Here is a 15,930-nt window from a genome sequence, read left to right as displayed (position 1 = left end):
ATAATTCGTGCAATGAAAAGAGGCACCGCTTTGGCGCGGTGCCTCTTTTCGTATTTCTTCGATTCGGGCTTAGGCGGCCTTCTTCTCGGACTTCGCGGCTGCGAGAGCGGCCTTGGCCTGCTCGGCGAGCGCGGTGAAGCCGGCTGCGTCGTTGGCGGCGATGTCGGCGAGGATCTTGCGATCGAGACCGTTGCCCGCCTTCTTGAGGCCGTCGATGAAGGTCGAGTAGCTCATGCCGTTCAGCTTGGCGGCAGCGCCGATGCGGACGATCCAGAGGGAGCGGAACTGACGCTTCTTCTGCTTGCGGCCGGTGTAGGCAAACATCAGGGAGCGCTCGACGGCCTCCTGTGCTGCCTGATAGAGCTTGGACTTTGTGAGGAAGTAGCCACTCGCGCGCTTGAGGATCTTTTTGCGGCGGTCGCTGCGTTTTGTACTCCGTTTTACACGGGGCATGGTGCGTCTCCTTTTGCGTACTTCGTTTTAGCGGCTGGAGGCAAGGTGGCCTCTTCACTCGCTTTGCAACTTCAGATCTCGGTGGAGTTCGCTTGCGATTCTCCAGGGGCCTTTACGCTTTTACCGGCCCTTTGCTGATTTCAGCGGCTCGATCTGAAAAACTCTCTCGATTCCTTCGCCCAAATCTCAGGCGTAAGGAATCATGCGGGCGACCTTGGCCGAATCCGCCTCGGAGACCAGGGTGATCGAGCGCAGGTGACGCTTGGTCTTGGTCTTCTTCGAGGTGAGGATGTGGCGCATCTTGGACTGGCCGCGCTTGAACTTGCCCGTGCCGGTCTTCTTGAAGCGCTTGGCCGCGCCTGAGTGTGTCTTCAACTTTGGCATTAGTGATCCTAGAACTTAGTGATTCTGGATTTGCTGCTTTTTCGGCAACCTATCGAGTATATCCGAAATCTACGAGAGCCTGACATCAAAGCATCCCCTCCCCCTATATTTCGGTAGGGGCTTCTTTGTTAGAAGCCATATATGTTTTGTTTTCTGTCACTTAATGTGGAGTCGAGAGAGCGCGAAGACAAAACGGCCCCGGCCTGTGAGGACCGGAGCCGCTAAAAGGTTTCCCACCTTTCCTGAAGATGGGGATTTAGAGGTGTGCCAGTGGGCGCTTGTCTGGCGTTTTTTTGGCTAATGGCTATTACTGATCTACTTACCGATAGGGGTGCCACCGCCGCCGGTATTGCCGCCGCCACCGGTCGAGGTTCCGCCGCCGGTGCCGCAGTAGCCTCCACCGTTGCCCTTGCCTCGGTCACAGTTATTGCCTCGACCGGAGTCCTGGCCGTTCTGGTCGCACTGACGTTTACTGTTGCGATCATGATCACGATTGTTGTCGTTGTCGCGGTCGCAGTGGTGGAAGTAGGAAAAGAGCCATCCATTGCCATGCTCACAAGCAAAAGCGGAGGAGGAGGCCGACAAAGTAAGACAGAGGGCAGATGCCATCAACAAGCGATTCAGTTTCATGAAATGTTTCACCTCTGGGGAATGACAATAGCAATCGTCGGGGGATTGGGCAGTACAACTTTGGGTGCAACCCCTTCGGTTACCTGTTGGACGTGAAGTTGCGTCTGTGGAACGCCTGCTTTTGGCTGATAAATTGCTTTCGCAGAACGAGATAGGCGGGTGTTGAAGTTAGCTGCGGGCCAGGTGGAATCGGGGTGGGTACGTGCCCTCGTGAAGCGCTCCAAACCCGGCTTTTCCTCCCCTGCGCGTGTTATACTTAAGTTACGGAAAATCCCGGTTGAAATTAGTCTTAAGTGCTTGATTTACGCGGGCTTCAGCGGATTGAGACTACAGTTTCCCGGAGGGTCAATCCCAGCAATTTCAGGAGTTACATGGCAACGACCGCAGTCCCGACTGGAACGGAACTTTTGGAAGAGAGCAGCGACCAGAAAACTGGTCAGGCAAAGCCGGCCTCAGGCGGCTATTCGGCGGAGAACATTACCGTTCTCGAGGGTCTTGCCGCAGTCCGAAAGCGCCCTGCGATGTATATCGGCTCGACCGGCGAGCAGGGGTTGCACCACCTGGTTTATGAGGTCGTCGACAACTCGGTGGACGAGGCGCTGGCCGGCCATGCCTCACGGATCGACGTCACCATCCACGTCGACAACTCCATCACCGTGACCGACGACGGACGCGGCATTCCCGTGGATAACAAGACCGTCAACGGCAAGACGATGCCGGGCGTACAGGTTGTCCTGACCATGCTGCACGCGGGCGGCAAGTTCGACGCGTCGAACTACAAGGTCTCGGGCGGTCTGCACGGCGTTGGTGTGAGCTGCGTGAACGCGCTCTCGGAAGAGTTTGACGTTGAGATTTGGCGCGACGGGTTTGCCTGGACGCAGGACTACTCCAAGGGCGACCCCATCAGCAAGCTGCGGCAGATGGGTCCGTCGAAGAAGCTGGGGACGAAGATTCACTTCCTTCCCGACAAGAGTATCTTCACCGTCACCGAGTACAACTACGACACGCTGGCCCAGCGCCTGCGCGAGCTGGCCTTCCTGAACAAGGGCCTTGAGATTCACCTGACGGACGAGCGCACCGCCGACGCCAAGACGGGTGAGGCGAAGCACCAGGAGTTCAAGTACGTCGGCGGCATCGCGGAGTTCATCAAGCACCTGAACAAGGGCAAGCAGGTGCTGCACGACAAGCCGATCTACATGGAGGCCGAGCGCGACAACGTCGCCATGGAGATTGCGCTCCAGTACAACGACGCGTACTCCGAAACGATCTTCACCTTCGCCAACAATATCAACACGGTCGACGGCGGAACGCACCTTCAGGGCTTCCGCGCGGCACTGACGCGCACGATCAACTGGGCAGGCCAGCAGATGGGCCTGTTCAAGGACGTGAAGGAGAACCTGTCGGGCGACGACGTTCGCGAGGGCCTTGTGGCCGTGATCAGCGTGAAGCTGTCGCAGCCGCAGTTTGAAGGACAGACGAAGGGCAAGCTGAACTCCGACATCGCAGGAACTGTCCAGGCGTTCATCAACGAGCGTCTCGGCGCCTTCCTCGAGCAGAACCCTTCGGTTGCAAAGAAGATCATCAACAAGGCGATCGACGCTGCCCGCGCACGCGAGGCCGCTCGCAAGGCACGCGATCTGACTCGCCGCAAGGGCGCGCTGGATGGCGGCGGACTGCCGGGCAAGCTGGCCGACTGCTCGGAGCGCGAGCCGGATCGCTGCGAACTGTATCTGGTCGAGGGCGAGAGCGCAGGCGGAACCGCGAAGCAGGGGCGTGACCGCAAGTTCCAGGCGATTCTGCCGCTCAAAGGTAAGATCCTCAACGTGGAGAAGGCCCGTTACGACAAGATGCTGGGCCACGAAGAAATTCGCGCCATGATTACGGCGTTGGGCACGGGCATCGGCAAGGACGACTTCGACACAACCAAGCTGCGCTACGGCAAGCTGATCCTGATGACCGATGCCGACGTCGACGGATCGCACATCCGCACGCTGCTGCTGACGTTCTTCTTCCGTCACATGACAGAGCTGATCAAGCGCGGACATGTGTACATCGCACAGCCGCCGCTGTACCGCATCAAGAAGGGCAAGTTCGAGCAGTACATCAAGGACGACCGCGAGTACGTCTCCGTCATGGTCAAGCGTGCCTCGGATGGCATGGTGATCCGCTACGGCGAGGGCGGCGCGAAGCTGGAAGGCGCGGCGCTGACGAAGTTCATGGGGCAGCTGAACGACTACCTCGGCTTCTTCGACAAGGTGGAGAAGCGGCTGCGGAACGAAGAGGTCACGCGCGAGTTCGCCGACCTGTTTGCCCACGAGGGCAAGGAGCCGGCCAAGCGTGCAGACTTCGAGTCCCCCGACAAGCTGAAAGCGATGAAGGCGAAGCTGGAAGCGGTGGCGAAGACCTACCAGTTCAAGCATGTCGGAGAAGTGGAGTTCGACGAAGAGCACAAGATGTACTCGGTGAACTTTACCGATGCGCAGGGTGCGGTGCGGACGATCGACTGGACGCTGGCCTCCGCTCCCGAGAGCAGGCAGATGCTGGGCAAGCATGCCCAGATTCGCGAGCAGCTTACGGGGCCGTTCGTGATCGAGTACGCTGCGAAGGGCTCCAAAGCGGAGGCTGCGGAAGAGGCAGAAGAAGCTGCATCAGATGAAGGCGTAGCTGAGACGGCGGCAGCTCCGGGAACGGCGCTTGAGGCAAAGGCCGGAAAGCGGCAGAGCAAGGCTTCACAGGATCCGGTAGAGAAGAAGACGGCGCGCGAGGTCTTCGAGTACGTCATCGAGCAGGGCCGCAAGGAGTACCAGGTGCAACGGTACAAGGGTCTGGGCGAGATGACGGCTCCTCAGCTTTGGGAGACGACCATGGATCCGGAGCGGAGGACGCTGTTGCAGGTGAAGCTGGAAGACATTGCTGCCTGCGAAGAGATCTTCACCACGCTGATGGGCGAGGATGTCGAAAGCCGGCGCAAGTTCATCGAAGAGAACGCTCTGGATGTGAAGAACCTCGACATCTAAGCGCAGGGCTGGCCATACTGGGATTCTTCGCTACGCTCAGAATGACGGCATCTATCTCTGAAGACTAAAGTGGTTAAAAGGAAATGGCCCGGTCGATGACCAGGCCATTTATTTGGTGAGTGAAGCAGGTTAGCGTGCGAACATCTTGCGACGCAGGGTTCCAGCAGCGCCAAGGATTCCGGTGCCGAGGAGCAGAAGCGTTCCGGGCTCAGGAGCAGGAGCTACGTTGGTAAAGAGGAACTGGTTGTCGTTGTAGTCGTAGTCGCCCCACGGAGTATCTTCCATTCCGATGTAGGTCCCCGCCGGATAAGTCTCGGTTCCGAGCAGACCGCCAGCGAAGAGGGTGGCGTAGCCATGGTTGACTCCGTCAATGTTGGTTGCTGCATCGGTAGAAAGCGTGAACCCACTGCTGAGATCCAACAACTCAAAGATCAGGATATCTCCAGCGTTGACTGGACCAAAGTCTGCGGAAGCTCCAACCGCAGTGCTGTGGTTCGGGAATAAATAAACGCTGGTATATCCGCTGGTGACATCAATCATCCGAACGACCGAATTGTCGGCGGCACTTTGTCCGAGGAAGTATCCTGTGACGCTTCCGGTGCTTTGTGCAACCAAGGTTGAAGAGGGGGCCGGGGTGCCGACGTTCGCGTACGGGATGGAGTCAGCCAGCAGCGCCGGTGCCCCTCCCGCCAAGGTCGCTAAAGCCAGGACTACAGATAGACGACGCATAGAACTCCTTTAAGTGTTTGGCCTACAAAACTTGCGGTACGCCTTCCCTATATGCACCTTGCGCTCCAAACTCCAAATAAAATTACGGTGCGTGTTTTCTTGTACTTACCTGATAACCCCGAGACGTATGTGCAAATCCATGCAGGCAGCAGGGAAATTCAGGGAAACTAATTTCCCCTGCCAGGGGAAATGAATTTCTCTTTTCGGGCTAACGGTTGATCTGCGCTCATTTAGCCACACTGGAACCTCAACCCAAAGCTGAGTTCACCCCCTCTGAAGAGAGGGCAAATGGTCACAAAACCGCTTAAGGGCGAAAGCTTGTAAGCAAACCGATGCAATAATGCCGGGATGAGCGAACAGTCTATGGTGTTGAACCGGCGGTGGTTTCTTGGCGTGTGTTCTGCTGCGGGGCTGGGTCAGACTCTACTACCAGGCGTTTTGTGGGGAATGGCGGCGCAGGCTTCGTCGAATCCAACAACCAATATAGAAGGCGCTGGGGTTGATCGCGATCATCTGGCGAAGATTACCCCGGAGATGATCGATGCCGCGGCAGCGATTGCAGCTATTAAATTGACGGCCGAGCAGAAGACCATGGTGCTGGAGGATCTCCGGCAGCAGCGCGACTCGGTGCTGGTGATCCGCAGCATGAAGATCCCGAACAGTGTGGCTCCGGCGTTCGTCTTCGACCCGGTGCCGGCGGGAATGAAGCTGGATACGGTACGCAAGCCGATGCGGATGAGCAAATCGCCAGAAGTAAACGGACTCGTAGCAGGAGGAGAGGCAGGGCTTGCTTTCGGCTCCGTGAGAGTGCTGGCTGAGCTTGTAAAGACCAGAAAAGTCGGCTCGCTGGAGTTGACGAAGATGTATCTCGCTCGTTTGAAGAGGTACGATCCCCAACTGCACTTTGCGATCACGCTGACCGAGGAGCGCGCCCTGAAACAGGCGGCTGAGGCTGACAAGGAGATAGCCGGAGGTAAATATAGAGGGCCGCTGCATGGGATTCCGTGGGGGGCGAAGGACCTGCTGGCGGTGAAGGGATACCCCACGACCTGGGGGGCGGCGGGGTTCGAGAAGCAGAGCTTCGATTACGACGCGACCGTGGTCGAGAGGCTGGATGCAGCCGGAGCCGTGCTCGTCGCCAAGCTGACGATGGGGGCGCTGGCACAAGGCGACCTCTGGTTTGGAGGCAGGACACGGAACCCGTGGAACCCAAAACAGGGGTCGAGCGGGTCTTCGGCAGGGAGCGCGAGCGCCGTAAGCGCGGGATGCGTCGGGTTTGCGATCGGGACGGAGACGCTGGGGTCTATCTCGTCGCCGAGCACGCGGTGCGGGACGACGGGGCTGCGGCCGACGTTTGGTTTTGTACCGCGCACAGGTGCGATGGCGCTGAGCTGGACGATGGACAAGATCGGGCCGATCTGCCGGAGCGTAGAAGATTGCGCTCTTGTGATGAACGCCATCTATGGCCCGGACGGCCATGACCGCAGCGTCAAGGATGCAGCCTTCAACTGGGATGCGGAGTTCGACTGGAAGAAGCTGCGCGTGGGCTACCTCAAGAGCGAGTTTGACCTGCCGGTACTTGAAGCAAATGCCACGGAAGAACATAAGAGGGACTTCGCCAGAGAGCTATACGACGCGAAGTATGGGCAGGCTGCGCTGGAAGCCCTGAAGAAGATGGGAGTAAAGCTGGTTGAAGTGAAGATGCCAAAGGGGTATCACTTCGGCGATATCACTCCCGTTCTTGGCGCGGAAGCCGCCGCCGCGTTCGACGAATTGACGTTGAGCGGGCGCGACAGCCTGCTGAATGGGCAGGAGAGCTTCGATTGGCCAAACTCATTTCGCAGGGCACGGTTCTATTCAGCCGTGGACTATATACAGGCGCAACGTGCCCGGTCACTGGCGATGGATGCGATGGCGAAGCTCTTCAGCGAGGTGGACGTCATCGTAACCCCAAGTGATGGAGCTCAGCTTTCAGCGACCAACCTGACGGGACATCCGGCAGTGATTGTGCCAAATGGGGTGCGCGGAGACGACGCTCCTCTGGGGGATCATCTGGACGATGGCGACCGGAGAAATACGAGAGGGCCTGGAACTCCGGTCTCGCTTACCTTCCTGGGCGGCCTTTACTCCGATGCGAGGCTGGCGGCGTTCGCGCGGGCGTATCAGGAGGCGACAGGGTTTCACCGGCTGCATCCGAAGCTGGGGTAAAACAGATGCTAGTATCCGGCTATGACGAATGAATCCGGCTCGCCCCTGGTCGAAGCGAAGGGCCTTATTAAGGAGTATGACGCGGGAGCGCGGGTCGTGGACAATGTCTCGTTTGCGATTGCGCGCGGAGAGACGCTGGGCCTGGTGGGGGAGTCCGGCTCGGGCAAGAGCACAGTGGGGCGCATGCTGTTGCGGTTGATTGAACCGACGTCCGGCGAGGTGCGCTATGACGGACGAAATCTTCTGACGGTGTCGGCGAGTGAACTGCGGGTATTGCGGCGCAGGATGCAGGTGGTCTTTCAGGACCCGTTTGCGGCGCTGAACCCTCGGATGCGGGTGAGAGATATTCTGACCGAGCCATTCGCAATTCATGGAGAGCGATGCCCTGCGGAACGGCTGAGCGAGATGCTGAGCGAGGTTGGGCTGGATGAGAGCGCGCTGGAGCGCTATCCCCATGAGTTCAGCGGAGGGCAGCGCCAGAGGGTCAACATCGCCCGCGCGCTGGCGCTGCGGCCGGAGTTTATCGTGCTGGACGAGCCCATCAGCGCGCTGGACGTAAGCGTGGGAGCGCAGGTGGTGAATCTGCTGCGCGAGCTTCAACTGCGCTATGGACTGACGTATCTGTTTATCTCGCACTCGATGCCGCTGGTACGGTATCTGTGCGACCGTGTGGCGGTCATGCAGAGAGGTCGACTGGTGGAGATTGGCGAGTGCCAGAGCGTGTGCGGCAAACCGCAACAGACGTACACGCAGGAGCTGATTGCGGCAACACCGGAGATCCGGACAGCGTAGATTAAAGCTTTACCCCCAGCGGCCAAAGCCGCATCCTTAAATGAACTCCTTCGGCACGGCAGAAGCCGTGCCCTTAACATGGCTGCTTCACGCTGCCCTGAACGGCCAAGCAGCATCCCTGATTCCTGCGGTCGATACAATGGAAGATGAATGGCCTTCGAATTCATCTCGCATTGGCGGTACGCCTGGCTGGTAACCGCTTCGTTGATCGCCGGCGTGATGAATGCGATGGCAGGAGGCGGATCGTTCCTGTCGTTTCCCGCGATGCTCGGCGTCGGCGTGCTTCCGATACAGGCGAACGCCACCAACACCGTCGCGCTGTGGCCGGGGCAGTTGACCTCGGTAGCAACTCTGCGAGACGACCTGCGACGCGACCTGCTTCCGGTGGTCCTTAGCGCTTCCGTTGCTGGCGGCGTGAGCGGGGCTGTTGTTCTGCTGAAGACGCGGCAACTGACCTTTCTTCATCTGGTGCCGTGGCTGCTGCTGGTGGCTTCCCTGCTCTTCGGATTGAGCGGGCCGGTGTCGCGCTGGCTGCGGCGACGCTCGGCGGAGCCACACGTTCCGCACCGCCCGGCAGTCGTGCCGCTGTTCTTTGCGCTGCTGCCGGTGTGCTTTTATATCGGATATTTTGGCGCGGGCGCGGGGTTCCTGATCATGACAGCGCTGGCGCTGTTTGGCGTGGAGGAGATGCACGCGCTGAACTCCCTGAAGGTGCTGGCGGCCTGCACATCAAATTTTTGCGCGGTACTGACGTTCGTTGCGAGCGGTGCCATTATGTGGAGGTATTGCCTGATCTCGATGGTATTTGCAGGCGCTGGCGGATACGTGGGCGCGCAGTACTCGCGACGGATGAACCCCAATGTGCTCCGCGCCATTGTGGTGATTACAGGCTGCGCAATGGCAGCGTACTTTTTCTGGAGAAATGGACTGGCCTGAGCATCGTTTCCAGTCGGAGAACGAAGAAAGAAGCTGAAACATGAGTCATGAAGGAATACGAATTGTAAGCGCGGAAGAGGCGCGTCAGGACGCGACGGCAGACAAGAAGCTGCCGGCACAAGCCGTCACTCCGGCGAAGGTGCGCGTACACAAGACCGAGGGCACGGGCATGGAGATCGATTGGAAGGACGGGCACCGGAGTACGTGGACGTTCGCCTGGCTGAGAGATGCCTGCCCCTGCGCGACGTGCCACGAAGAGCGCGAGCACAGCGGGCGCAAGCCCGGTGAAGCGAAGCCCAAATCGCAGACGCTGCTGCCGATGTACGAGCCTCCGGTGCGTCCCGCAGAGGTGACTCCCGTTGGAAAGTATGCTCTGAAGTTCAAGTGGACGGACGGGCACGAGGCAGGCATCTACTCGTGGGAGTACCTGCGGCGCGTGTGCCAGTGCGAGGCCTGCGGGACGAAGGCGTAGTGCGTGTATTCGTAGCGTAACGGGCGAAATACAGGTCCTTCCCATTCGACTTCGCTCAGGGCAGGCTCTCCGCTGCGCTCCGCTCAGGAACACCTTGTTCCGATGAGAGCGTCTTTTCGCGAAGAGCGTTCGGGTTGAGTCTCCTGCATGAAGGTACGGCTAGAGCTTCAGCGTGACGAGCTTCTGTAGCCGCGGTGTGCGTGCGACTTCGGCGAGCGTGTAGTTGTCGAGGGTGTCAAGGAATGCCGCATAGGCGCTGTCGAGCGCTCCCTTGAGCAGACAGGCTCCGGTGAGCGGGCACTGTTGCGCGCTGCAGTCGATGACGGCGTCCGAGAATTCGGTGATGCGGAGAATCTCGCCCAGACGGATGGTTTCGGCAGAACGTGCGAGACGCAGGCCGCCTCTCGCACCCTTGGTGGTGATGAGCAATCCCCGCTGACCTAGTTGATGCACCACCTTAACAAGGTGCGTGTAAGGGACATTGAAGAGCGTCGCCACTTCTCGAACCGTGACCGTGGCCTGCATAGGTTCGGCACGGCTGCCAAGATACATAAGAAGGCGCAGGGCCAGGTCCGAGAAGCGGGTGATGTTCATTGTTGGAGGTAGTGCTCCTTACGCGTGCGCGATCTCGGCCGCGAACGAGGGATCGGGCGCGAAAGCTTCACTATAACGACGCGACAGCGGAATGTTAAGCGAGTCGAGCAGACCATCCACTGCGCCCATGAAGCCGAGCGGGCCGCAGTAGTAGAACTCGGCTGCCTGCTGCGGCAGGTGCGGCGTCAGCGTCTCGGCAGAGATGCGCCCCGCAAAGTCGTAGTCGATGCCGAGTCGATCGGATCCGGACGGCCTTTCGTAGAAGGTGAGCGAATGCAGATGCGGATGCGCTTCGACGAGAGCGCGCTTCTCCTCGCGGAAGGCATGGTGGCTTCCCTCAAGCGTGGCGTGGACGAAGAGAACGGGCCGGTGCGGCGCATGTTGCGCGAGGTGCTGGAGCATGCAGATGGCCGGCGTGATGCCAACTCCGCCGCTCAACAGAACCACCGGGTGGTCGCTCTCGCGAAGCGTGAAGTCGCCGTGGGGCACGTGGGCGAGCACAGTGTCGCCAACCTCGACGTTGTCGTGCAGGTGGTTGGAGATCAAGCCATTCTCAGCCGCGGCGATGTGACCGGGGGCGAGCTCGCGCTTTACGCTGATGCGGTAGGTGCGACCGTCTGCAACCTGGGAGAGGCTGTACTGGCGGATCTGCCAGAAAGGGGCGTCGGCAACCTGCGCTCTGACGGCGAGGTATTGGCCGGGAACGAAGGCAGGCAAAGGAGCATCGTTGGGTGAGGCAAGATAGAAGGAGGTAATGGTCTCGCTCTCGCGCACCTTGCGGACGACCTTCAGCGGCTGGTATCCGGTCCAACCTCCGAGCTGCGTGCTGCCCTGCGTGTAAAGCTTCTTCTCGACACCGATCATGATGTCGGCGAGCTGCTGGTAGGCCGCTCCCCAGGCTTCGATGACCTCGGGGGTTGCCGCGTCGCCAAGCACGGTGCGGATGGCCCGCAAGAGATGGTCGCCGACGATGGGGTAGTGCTCGGCCTGCACTTCGAGCGAGGCGTGCTTGTGCGCGATACGGTTGACCATGCCGCCGAGCTGATCGAGGTGGTCGATGTGCGCGGCATAGGCAAGGATGGAAGCCGCAAGGCTGCGGGCCTGGCCGCCGTTCCGCTGGCTGGCGGGATTGAAGACATTGAGCAGCCCAGGATTTTCCTCAAAGAGCGTCTTGTAGAACGCAGTCGTGATTGCCTCACCGTACTGCTGGAGTGCGGGAATGGTGGCCTTGACGATGTCTTTGTGATGTTGCTGCATAAGTCCTCCGGTTGAATATGTATTTCAAATACATATTTCCCTAAGATGGGCGTTTAGCGCAACTATTGGACGGTATTCGAACTTCGATCCAAAGTGAGGCCGCTATCGAGAGTGTTGGAGAAATGTCGCGGGTGTGCGTCTTTAATTTATGCCGGGAGGGCTCTGACGATCTTCTTGAACGCATCCTCAACCGAAGCTGCGACGAGCAGAACCTCACGATTGCGTTGCCTGAGGAGCCCCTTGGCGACGCAGTGGTCGAGGAATTCGATCAGCTTGTCGTAGAAGCCGTCAATGTTGAGGAGCACGATGGGCTTCCGGTGCAGCTTGAGCGTCTGCCAGGCCAGGACTTCAAACATCTCCTCGAGGGTGCCATAGCCGCCGGGGAGGATAAAGAAGGCGTCAGCCTTCTCTCCCATGAGAGCTTTGCGTGTGTGCATGGTGCTGGTGACGTGAAGCTCGGTGATGCCGTGGTGGGCGACCTCAAGATCGACGAGCACTTCGGGGATGACGCCGACGACACGGCCTCCCGCAGCGAGGGCCGATTCGGCAACGGCCTGCATGAGGCCAACGTTGGCGCCGCCATAGATGAGACCGATATTGCGCGTGGCAAGAGCGCGTCCGAGCTCGTGCGCGGCCTCGCGATAGATGGGCTTTGTTCCGTCGGCCGAGGCACAGAAGACTGCGATGTTGGAGATCACCGTTCTGAGAATATCAGTCGGGCCATAAAGAATGATGACGTTATTGCGGCCTCTGAAGCGAAGCTTCGCAGAGGAAGCACCGCCTCAGAGGCCGGATGGAGGGCTGGTGTTCGTTCTTTACTTGATGTGGATAGTGGCGCCATTGAGCGAGCTGGAGACCTGAGCGATCAGCGTACCCGCCTGCGACTTCTCGGTCGTGGTATTGGAGACGACGCGCGTTCCATCGGGCAGGTTGACCGTGACGGGCTTCCCTGCTTCGAGCTTGATGACATCGTCGCCGGCCTTGACTTCCATTGGCGCGCCGGAGTCGTTCAGCAGCGTGAGCTTGATGGTCTTCGTCTTGCCGAACATGGCATGAACGGGTGAATTGAGGGCAGCGGCGTGAACGACAGGCGAAACGAGCAGTGAGGTAGCGACGACGGAGGCGGCAAACAGATTGCGGAATTTCATTTTTAGCTCCTGGTTGTGGCTTCGTTTATGGAACGTCGAGCTTTGCTGCCATGGTTCAGCAAGCTCTTCATATGCCGATACGCATTGGACTCAAATTAGTTCCGTACGATTTTGCTAAGTGACCAGATGTGTGGAAATGGTGACGAAGCGATGGGAACGTTTCATGAGCGATAAAATTAAAGATGGAGCGTGTATCAGGTTGAGTCATCTTTTAGAGGATATGAATCCCCAGCAGCAGGACGGGATTCGCACGGTGGATGGTCCTGTACTGCTGCTCGCCGGCGCGGGCAGCGGAAAGACGCGCGTGGTGACGCACAGGATCGCTTACCTGATTGAAGAGCGCGGCGTGTCTGCGGACGCGATTCTTGCAGTGACGTTCACGAACAAGGCCGCGAAGGAGATGGCTGAGCGTGTCGACAAGATCCTTGGCCACTCTTCGTTGGCAAAGCCTACGCTTGCGACCTTCCACAGCTTTTGCGTGCGCGTATTGCGGCGCGATATTGAAGCGCTGCGCCTGAATGGCGTGGGGCTGACGAAGACCTTCGCGATCTACGACGAGCAGGACCAGCAGGCAGTTGTGAAAAGCGCGTTGAAGCGCCTGGGGATCGACGACAAGAGCCTGAAGCCGCGCGTTGCGCTGGGGAGGATCAGTTGGGCGAAGAACCACATGATCGACCCGCAGGAGTATTTTCTCGCCTCGGCGAATCCGATGGAGGAGAAGATTGCGCACATCTTCGAGATCTATCGCAAGGAGCTGGCGAAGGCGAATGCGATGGACTTCGACGACCTGCTGCTGGAGACGGTGCGGCTGCTGAAGTCGTCGGCCGAGGTTCGCGAGCGATACAACCGCAGGTATCGCTACGTGATGATCGACGAGTACCAGGACACGAACCGTCCACAGTATGAGTTGATGAAGCTGCTGGCGGGGCACGAGAAAAATATCTGCGTGGTGGGCGATGAGGACCAGTCGATCTACAGCTGGCGCGGCGCGGACATCAAAAACATTCTCGACTTCGAGAAAGATTTTCCGGGATCGAAGACCATCCGCCTGGAGCAAAACTATCGGTCCACACAGGTAATTCTTGAGGGAGCCAGCGCGGTGGTCGCGCAGAACACGCAGCGCAAGGGCAAGAACCTTTGGACCTCGCGCGAGGGCGGCTCGCTGATCGGATACTACGAGGCGCCCGATGGAGAGAACGAGGCGCTGTTTATCGCCGACCGCATCAGGCAGTATCTGCGCGAGGCGGGCCAGCAGGAGGACGCGCCGCGGTGCGCCGTGCTCTACCGCACGAACTCGCAGTCGCGCCTGGTGGAAGAGGCGCTGCGGCGGTATCAGATCCAGTACCACATGGTTGGGGGCTTCAGCTTTTACGACCGCGCCGAAGTCAAAGACCTGCTGAGCTACATGAAGCTGGTGCAGAATCCGCACGACTCGATTGCCTTGCAGCGCGTCATCAATTCGCCGGCGCGCGGCATCGGCAAGACGACGATGGAGACGCTGGAACGGATGGCCCTGGGAACAGGGCTGAGCACGTGGGATGCGATGGCGCGTGCGATCGCGGAGAGGCTGCTGCAGCAGAGAACGCTGAACGCGCTCGAAGGGTTTCGCAGGCTGATCGAAGACGCGCGCGCGATGCTGGGGCCGGGATTCGCGGAGAAGCTGACGGAAGATGTCCAGGAAGAAAACGGCGGCGATGCGTCGTTCGATGTCACGGAGTTTGCGATAGACAACGAGGCGCCTGAGATTGCTGAAGCCGACGAGGGTGTCGAGGGATTCGATACGACCTTCAACTTCGCCTTCGACTTTGGCCCGAGCGAGGAGAACTCGACGATTGCTCCGGAGAATACGCAAGATTCCGATGAAGCACATGGGATTGAGGCGGCGAGCTTCAACCCGTTTGCTCCGGTGGTATTGAAGGAGTCGGCTCCCAGGAAGCGAAACGCAGATCCTTCGACTTCGCTACGCTCCGCTCAGGATGACAATTCTAAGGGTGCGCCAGGACGTGCGGCGTTTCGCAAGCCAGGCGACAAGGCTACTCTGCCGGAGCTGATCAAATTTTTGAACGACCGCAGCGGGTACATTCGCGCTCTGGAGGATGAAGGCACTCCGGAGAGCTTTTCGCGGATCGAGAACCTGAAGGAACTTGCGAACGCCGCGCAGGATGCAGAGGAGCGGGGCGAGACGCTGGACGAGTTCCTCGACCATGCGGCGCTGGCGAGCGATGCGGACCAGTACTCAGCCGATGCGCGCGTCACCCTGATGACGCTTCATGCGGCCAAGGGGCTGGAGTTTCCGCTGGTGTTTCTTGCAGGCATGGAGGAGGGTCTGTTTCCCAGCGCCCGCACCTTGATGGACCCGAACGGTCTCGAAGAAGAGCGGCGGCTCTGCTACGTGGGCATGACCCGCGCAATGGATACGCTGGTGATGACGCGGGCGCGCTACCGGCGGCGGTATGGCAGCGACATGCCGGACTCGAGCATGGCCTCGCGGTTTCTGGAGGAAGTGCCCTCACGTCTGGTGGAAGACCTGGGCAGCCCACCGGCGCGTCCCCAGTTCAGCGGCCAGTCCGGCGACTACAGCAATATGTATGCGACGCCGTATCCGAAAGCGAACCGGTTTGGCGGCAGAGACACGGAGGCCGGTGAGCGCCACTATAGCTACGAGGACGAAGACCAGAGCGGCGAGAGCTACGCGAAGGGCAGTCAGAATCGGGGTAGTGGGCGAACTTCGGCGGGAGGATCAGGCTCGCTGGACAATATCGCGAGCTTCTTTGCCGCCCGAGGGCAGAAGCCCCCTGCGAAGCCTGGCCGCCCTAAGCTGGATATCCCGGAGCCAACCGGGAAGACGGGTCTGCGCCAGGGAACGCGCGTCCGGCACCCAAAGTATGGCGAAGGAACAGTGTTTCGTCGTGAAGGCGATGGGGATAACGCCAAGATTACAGTACAATTTCAACAGCATGGCGTGAAGAAGCTGGTGGAGAAGTTTGCCCAGCTGGAACGCCTCTAGATTTCCGCAGCATATTTTTTAGAGAGTGATTGGCAAGGATTTTTCATGGCAAATACCAAGAGCATTACAGACAAGGTAGAACGCAAGAAGGTAAAGCGCGCGGCACGCAAGAAGGCGGCCCCTAAGGCCAAGCGGACCACTCCTCGCGGCTCGAACAAGGCGAAGGTCAAGAAGCTGGCACGCGGCCAGTCGAAGCGTTAAGAAGTAGCTGAGGCGCCAACCGGGCTGAGAGATCGGCCCGGTTGACGAGCTCCTCCCCCGAAGAGATTCTTTCTCAAGGCTGTATTGTTGTATCGGGCGGGT

15 protein-coding genes are annotated in these 15,930 nt (G+C 59.3%); 7 read left to right on the top strand and 8 right to left on the bottom strand.

Annotated features, from left to right (window positions below):
* Positions 1 to 69 precede the first annotated feature (69 nt).
* From rplT to JSS95_12600, 3 genes are all read right to left on the bottom strand, one after another.
* Positions 70 to 453, bottom strand: coding sequence for a 50S ribosomal protein L20 (gene rplT, locus JSS95_12610; GenBank protein MBS1800653.1), 384 nt, complete (start codon positions 451 to 453; stop codon positions 70 to 72).
* A gap of 186 nt (positions 454 to 639) precedes the next feature.
* Entirely contained in the window at positions 640 to 837 is a 198-nt protein-coding gene (rpmI, locus tag JSS95_12605; GenBank protein ID MBS1800652.1) for a 50S ribosomal protein L35, read from the bottom strand.
* Between the two features lie 315 nt (positions 838 to 1,152).
* Entirely contained in the window at positions 1,153 to 1,467 is a 315-nt protein-coding gene (locus tag JSS95_12600) for a hypothetical protein (protein ID MBS1800651.1), read from the bottom strand.
* Positions 1,468 to 1,838: 371 nt separating this feature from the next.
* Between JSS95_12600 and gyrB the strand changes: the two genes are divergently transcribed.
* A complete protein-coding gene (gene gyrB / locus JSS95_12595) occupies positions 1,839 to 4,484 on the top strand; it encodes a DNA topoisomerase (ATP-hydrolyzing) subunit B (GenBank protein ID MBS1800650.1) in 2,646 nt (881 codons plus the stop codon).
* A 129-nt stretch (positions 4,485 to 4,613) separates the two neighbouring features.
* On the opposite strand, the gene JSS95_12590 is transcribed toward gyrB, so the two are convergent.
* Positions 4,614 to 5,213 (bottom strand): PEP-CTERM sorting domain-containing protein, encoded by a 600-nt coding sequence (locus tag JSS95_12590; protein MBS1800649.1) that lies wholly within the window; start codon positions 5,211 to 5,213, stop codon positions 4,614 to 4,616.
* Between the two features lie 348 nt (positions 5,214 to 5,561).
* Here JSS95_12590 and JSS95_12585 point away from each other — a divergent pair, with 348 nt between their 5' ends.
* The 4 genes from JSS95_12585 to JSS95_12570 all read left to right on the top strand — a co-directional run bounded on the left by JSS95_12585 (position 5,562) and on the right by JSS95_12570 (position 9,621).
* Positions 5,562 to 7,421, top strand: a complete 1,860-nt coding sequence (locus JSS95_12585; protein MBS1800648.1) for an amidase — start codon at positions 5,562 to 5,564, stop codon at positions 7,419 to 7,421.
* A gap of 21 nt (positions 7,422 to 7,442) precedes the next feature.
* Entirely contained in the window at positions 7,443 to 8,213 is a 771-nt protein-coding gene (locus JSS95_12580; protein MBS1800647.1) for an ABC transporter ATP-binding protein, read from the top strand.
* A gap of 150 nt (positions 8,214 to 8,363) precedes the next feature.
* Positions 8,364 to 9,149: a sulfite exporter TauE/SafE family protein gene (locus JSS95_12575; protein ID MBS1800646.1), complete on the top strand. Its 786-nt coding sequence runs from the start codon at positions 8,364 to 8,366 to the stop codon at positions 9,147 to 9,149.
* Between the two features lie 40 nt (positions 9,150 to 9,189).
* Positions 9,190 to 9,621, top strand: a complete 432-nt coding sequence (locus JSS95_12570; protein MBS1800645.1) for a DUF971 domain-containing protein — start codon at positions 9,190 to 9,192, stop codon at positions 9,619 to 9,621.
* A 159-nt stretch (positions 9,622 to 9,780) separates the two neighbouring features.
* Here JSS95_12570 and JSS95_12565 read toward each other — a convergent pair whose 3' ends face one another.
* The 4 genes from JSS95_12565 to JSS95_12550 all read right to left on the bottom strand — a co-directional run bounded on the left by JSS95_12565 (position 9,781) and on the right by JSS95_12550 (position 12,620).
* The gene (locus tag JSS95_12565; GenBank protein MBS1800644.1) at positions 9,781 to 10,215 is read right to left on the bottom strand and encodes an Rrf2 family transcriptional regulator; all 435 of its coding nucleotides are present in this window, start codon (positions 10,213 to 10,215) and stop codon (positions 9,781 to 9,783) included.
* An 18-nt stretch (positions 10,216 to 10,233) separates the two neighbouring features.
* On the bottom strand, positions 10,234 to 11,472 hold the full coding sequence (hmpA, locus tag JSS95_12560) for an NO-inducible flavohemoprotein (GenBank protein ID MBS1800643.1): 1,239 nt from the start codon (positions 11,470 to 11,472) through the stop codon (positions 10,234 to 10,236).
* A gap of 146 nt (positions 11,473 to 11,618) precedes the next feature.
* The gene (locus JSS95_12555) at positions 11,619 to 12,203 is read right to left on the bottom strand and encodes a TIGR00730 family Rossman fold protein (protein ID MBS1800642.1); all 585 of its coding nucleotides are present in this window, start codon (positions 12,201 to 12,203) and stop codon (positions 11,619 to 11,621) included.
* 84 nt (positions 12,204 to 12,287) lie between these two features.
* A complete protein-coding gene (locus JSS95_12550) occupies positions 12,288 to 12,620 on the bottom strand; it encodes a hypothetical protein (GenBank protein MBS1800641.1) in 333 nt (110 codons plus the stop codon).
* Between the two features lie 220 nt (positions 12,621 to 12,840).
* On the opposite strand from JSS95_12550, the gene JSS95_12545 reads away from it, so the two are divergent.
* Both JSS95_12545 and JSS95_12540 read left to right on the top strand, forming a co-directional pair.
* On the top strand, positions 12,841 to 15,627 hold the full coding sequence (locus tag JSS95_12545; GenBank protein ID MBS1800640.1) for a UvrD-helicase domain-containing protein: 2,787 nt from the start codon (positions 12,841 to 12,843) through the stop codon (positions 15,625 to 15,627).
* A gap of 45 nt (positions 15,628 to 15,672) precedes the next feature.
* Entirely contained in the window at positions 15,673 to 15,828 is a 156-nt protein-coding gene (locus tag JSS95_12540) for a hypothetical protein (protein MBS1800639.1), read from the top strand.
* The last annotated feature ends 102 nt before the right edge of the window (positions 15,829 to 15,930 follow it).

This window comes from Acidobacteriota bacterium, from assembly GCA_018268895.1.
In the GTDB taxonomy this organism is placed as follows: Bacteria; Acidobacteriota; Terriglobia; order Terriglobales; family Acidobacteriaceae; genus Edaphobacter.
This window is presented reverse-complemented; position numbering and strand designations above follow the sequence as displayed.

Bases quoted from the DNA above. Each gene is read 5' to 3' on its own strand.
- JSS95_12600 (MBS1800651.1), bottom strand. From the start codon at position 1,467: ATGAAACTGAATCGCTTGTTGATGGCATCTGCCCTCTGTCTTACTTTG.
- JSS95_12570 (MBS1800645.1), top strand. From the start codon at position 9,190: ATGAGTCATGAAGGAATACGAATTGTAAGCGCGGAAGAGGCGCGTCAG.
- JSS95_12565 (MBS1800644.1), bottom strand. From the start codon at position 10,215: ATGAACATCACCCGCTTCTCGGACCTGGCCCTGCGCCTTCTTATGTAT.
- JSS95_12585 (MBS1800648.1), top strand. From the start codon at position 5,562: ATGAGCGAACAGTCTATGGTGTTGAACCGGCGGTGGTTTCTTGGCGTG.
- rplT (MBS1800653.1), bottom strand. From the start codon at position 453: ATGCCCCGTGTAAAACGGAGTACAAAACGCAGCGACCGCCGCAAAAAG.
- rpmI (MBS1800652.1), bottom strand. From the start codon at position 837: ATGCCAAAGTTGAAGACACACTCAGGCGCGGCCAAGCGCTTCAAGAAG.
- JSS95_12580 (MBS1800647.1), top strand. From the start codon at position 7,443: ATGACGAATGAATCCGGCTCGCCCCTGGTCGAAGCGAAGGGCCTTATT.
- JSS95_12590 (MBS1800649.1), bottom strand. From the start codon at position 5,213: ATGCGTCGTCTATCTGTAGTCCTGGCTTTAGCGACCTTGGCGGGAGGG.
- gyrB (MBS1800650.1), top strand. From the start codon at position 1,839: ATGGCAACGACCGCAGTCCCGACTGGAACGGAACTTTTGGAAGAGAGC.
- JSS95_12550 (MBS1800641.1), bottom strand. From the start codon at position 12,620: ATGAAATTCCGCAATCTGTTTGCCGCCTCCGTCGTCGCTACCTCACTG.
- hmpA (MBS1800643.1), bottom strand. From the start codon at position 11,472: ATGCAGCAACATCACAAAGACATCGTCAAGGCCACCATTCCCGCACTC.
- JSS95_12540 (MBS1800639.1), top strand. From the start codon at position 15,673: ATGGCAAATACCAAGAGCATTACAGACAAGGTAGAACGCAAGAAGGTA.
- JSS95_12575 (MBS1800646.1), top strand. From the start codon at position 8,364: ATGGCCTTCGAATTCATCTCGCATTGGCGGTACGCCTGGCTGGTAACC.
- JSS95_12545 (MBS1800640.1), top strand. From the start codon at position 12,841: ATGAATCCCCAGCAGCAGGACGGGATTCGCACGGTGGATGGTCCTGTA.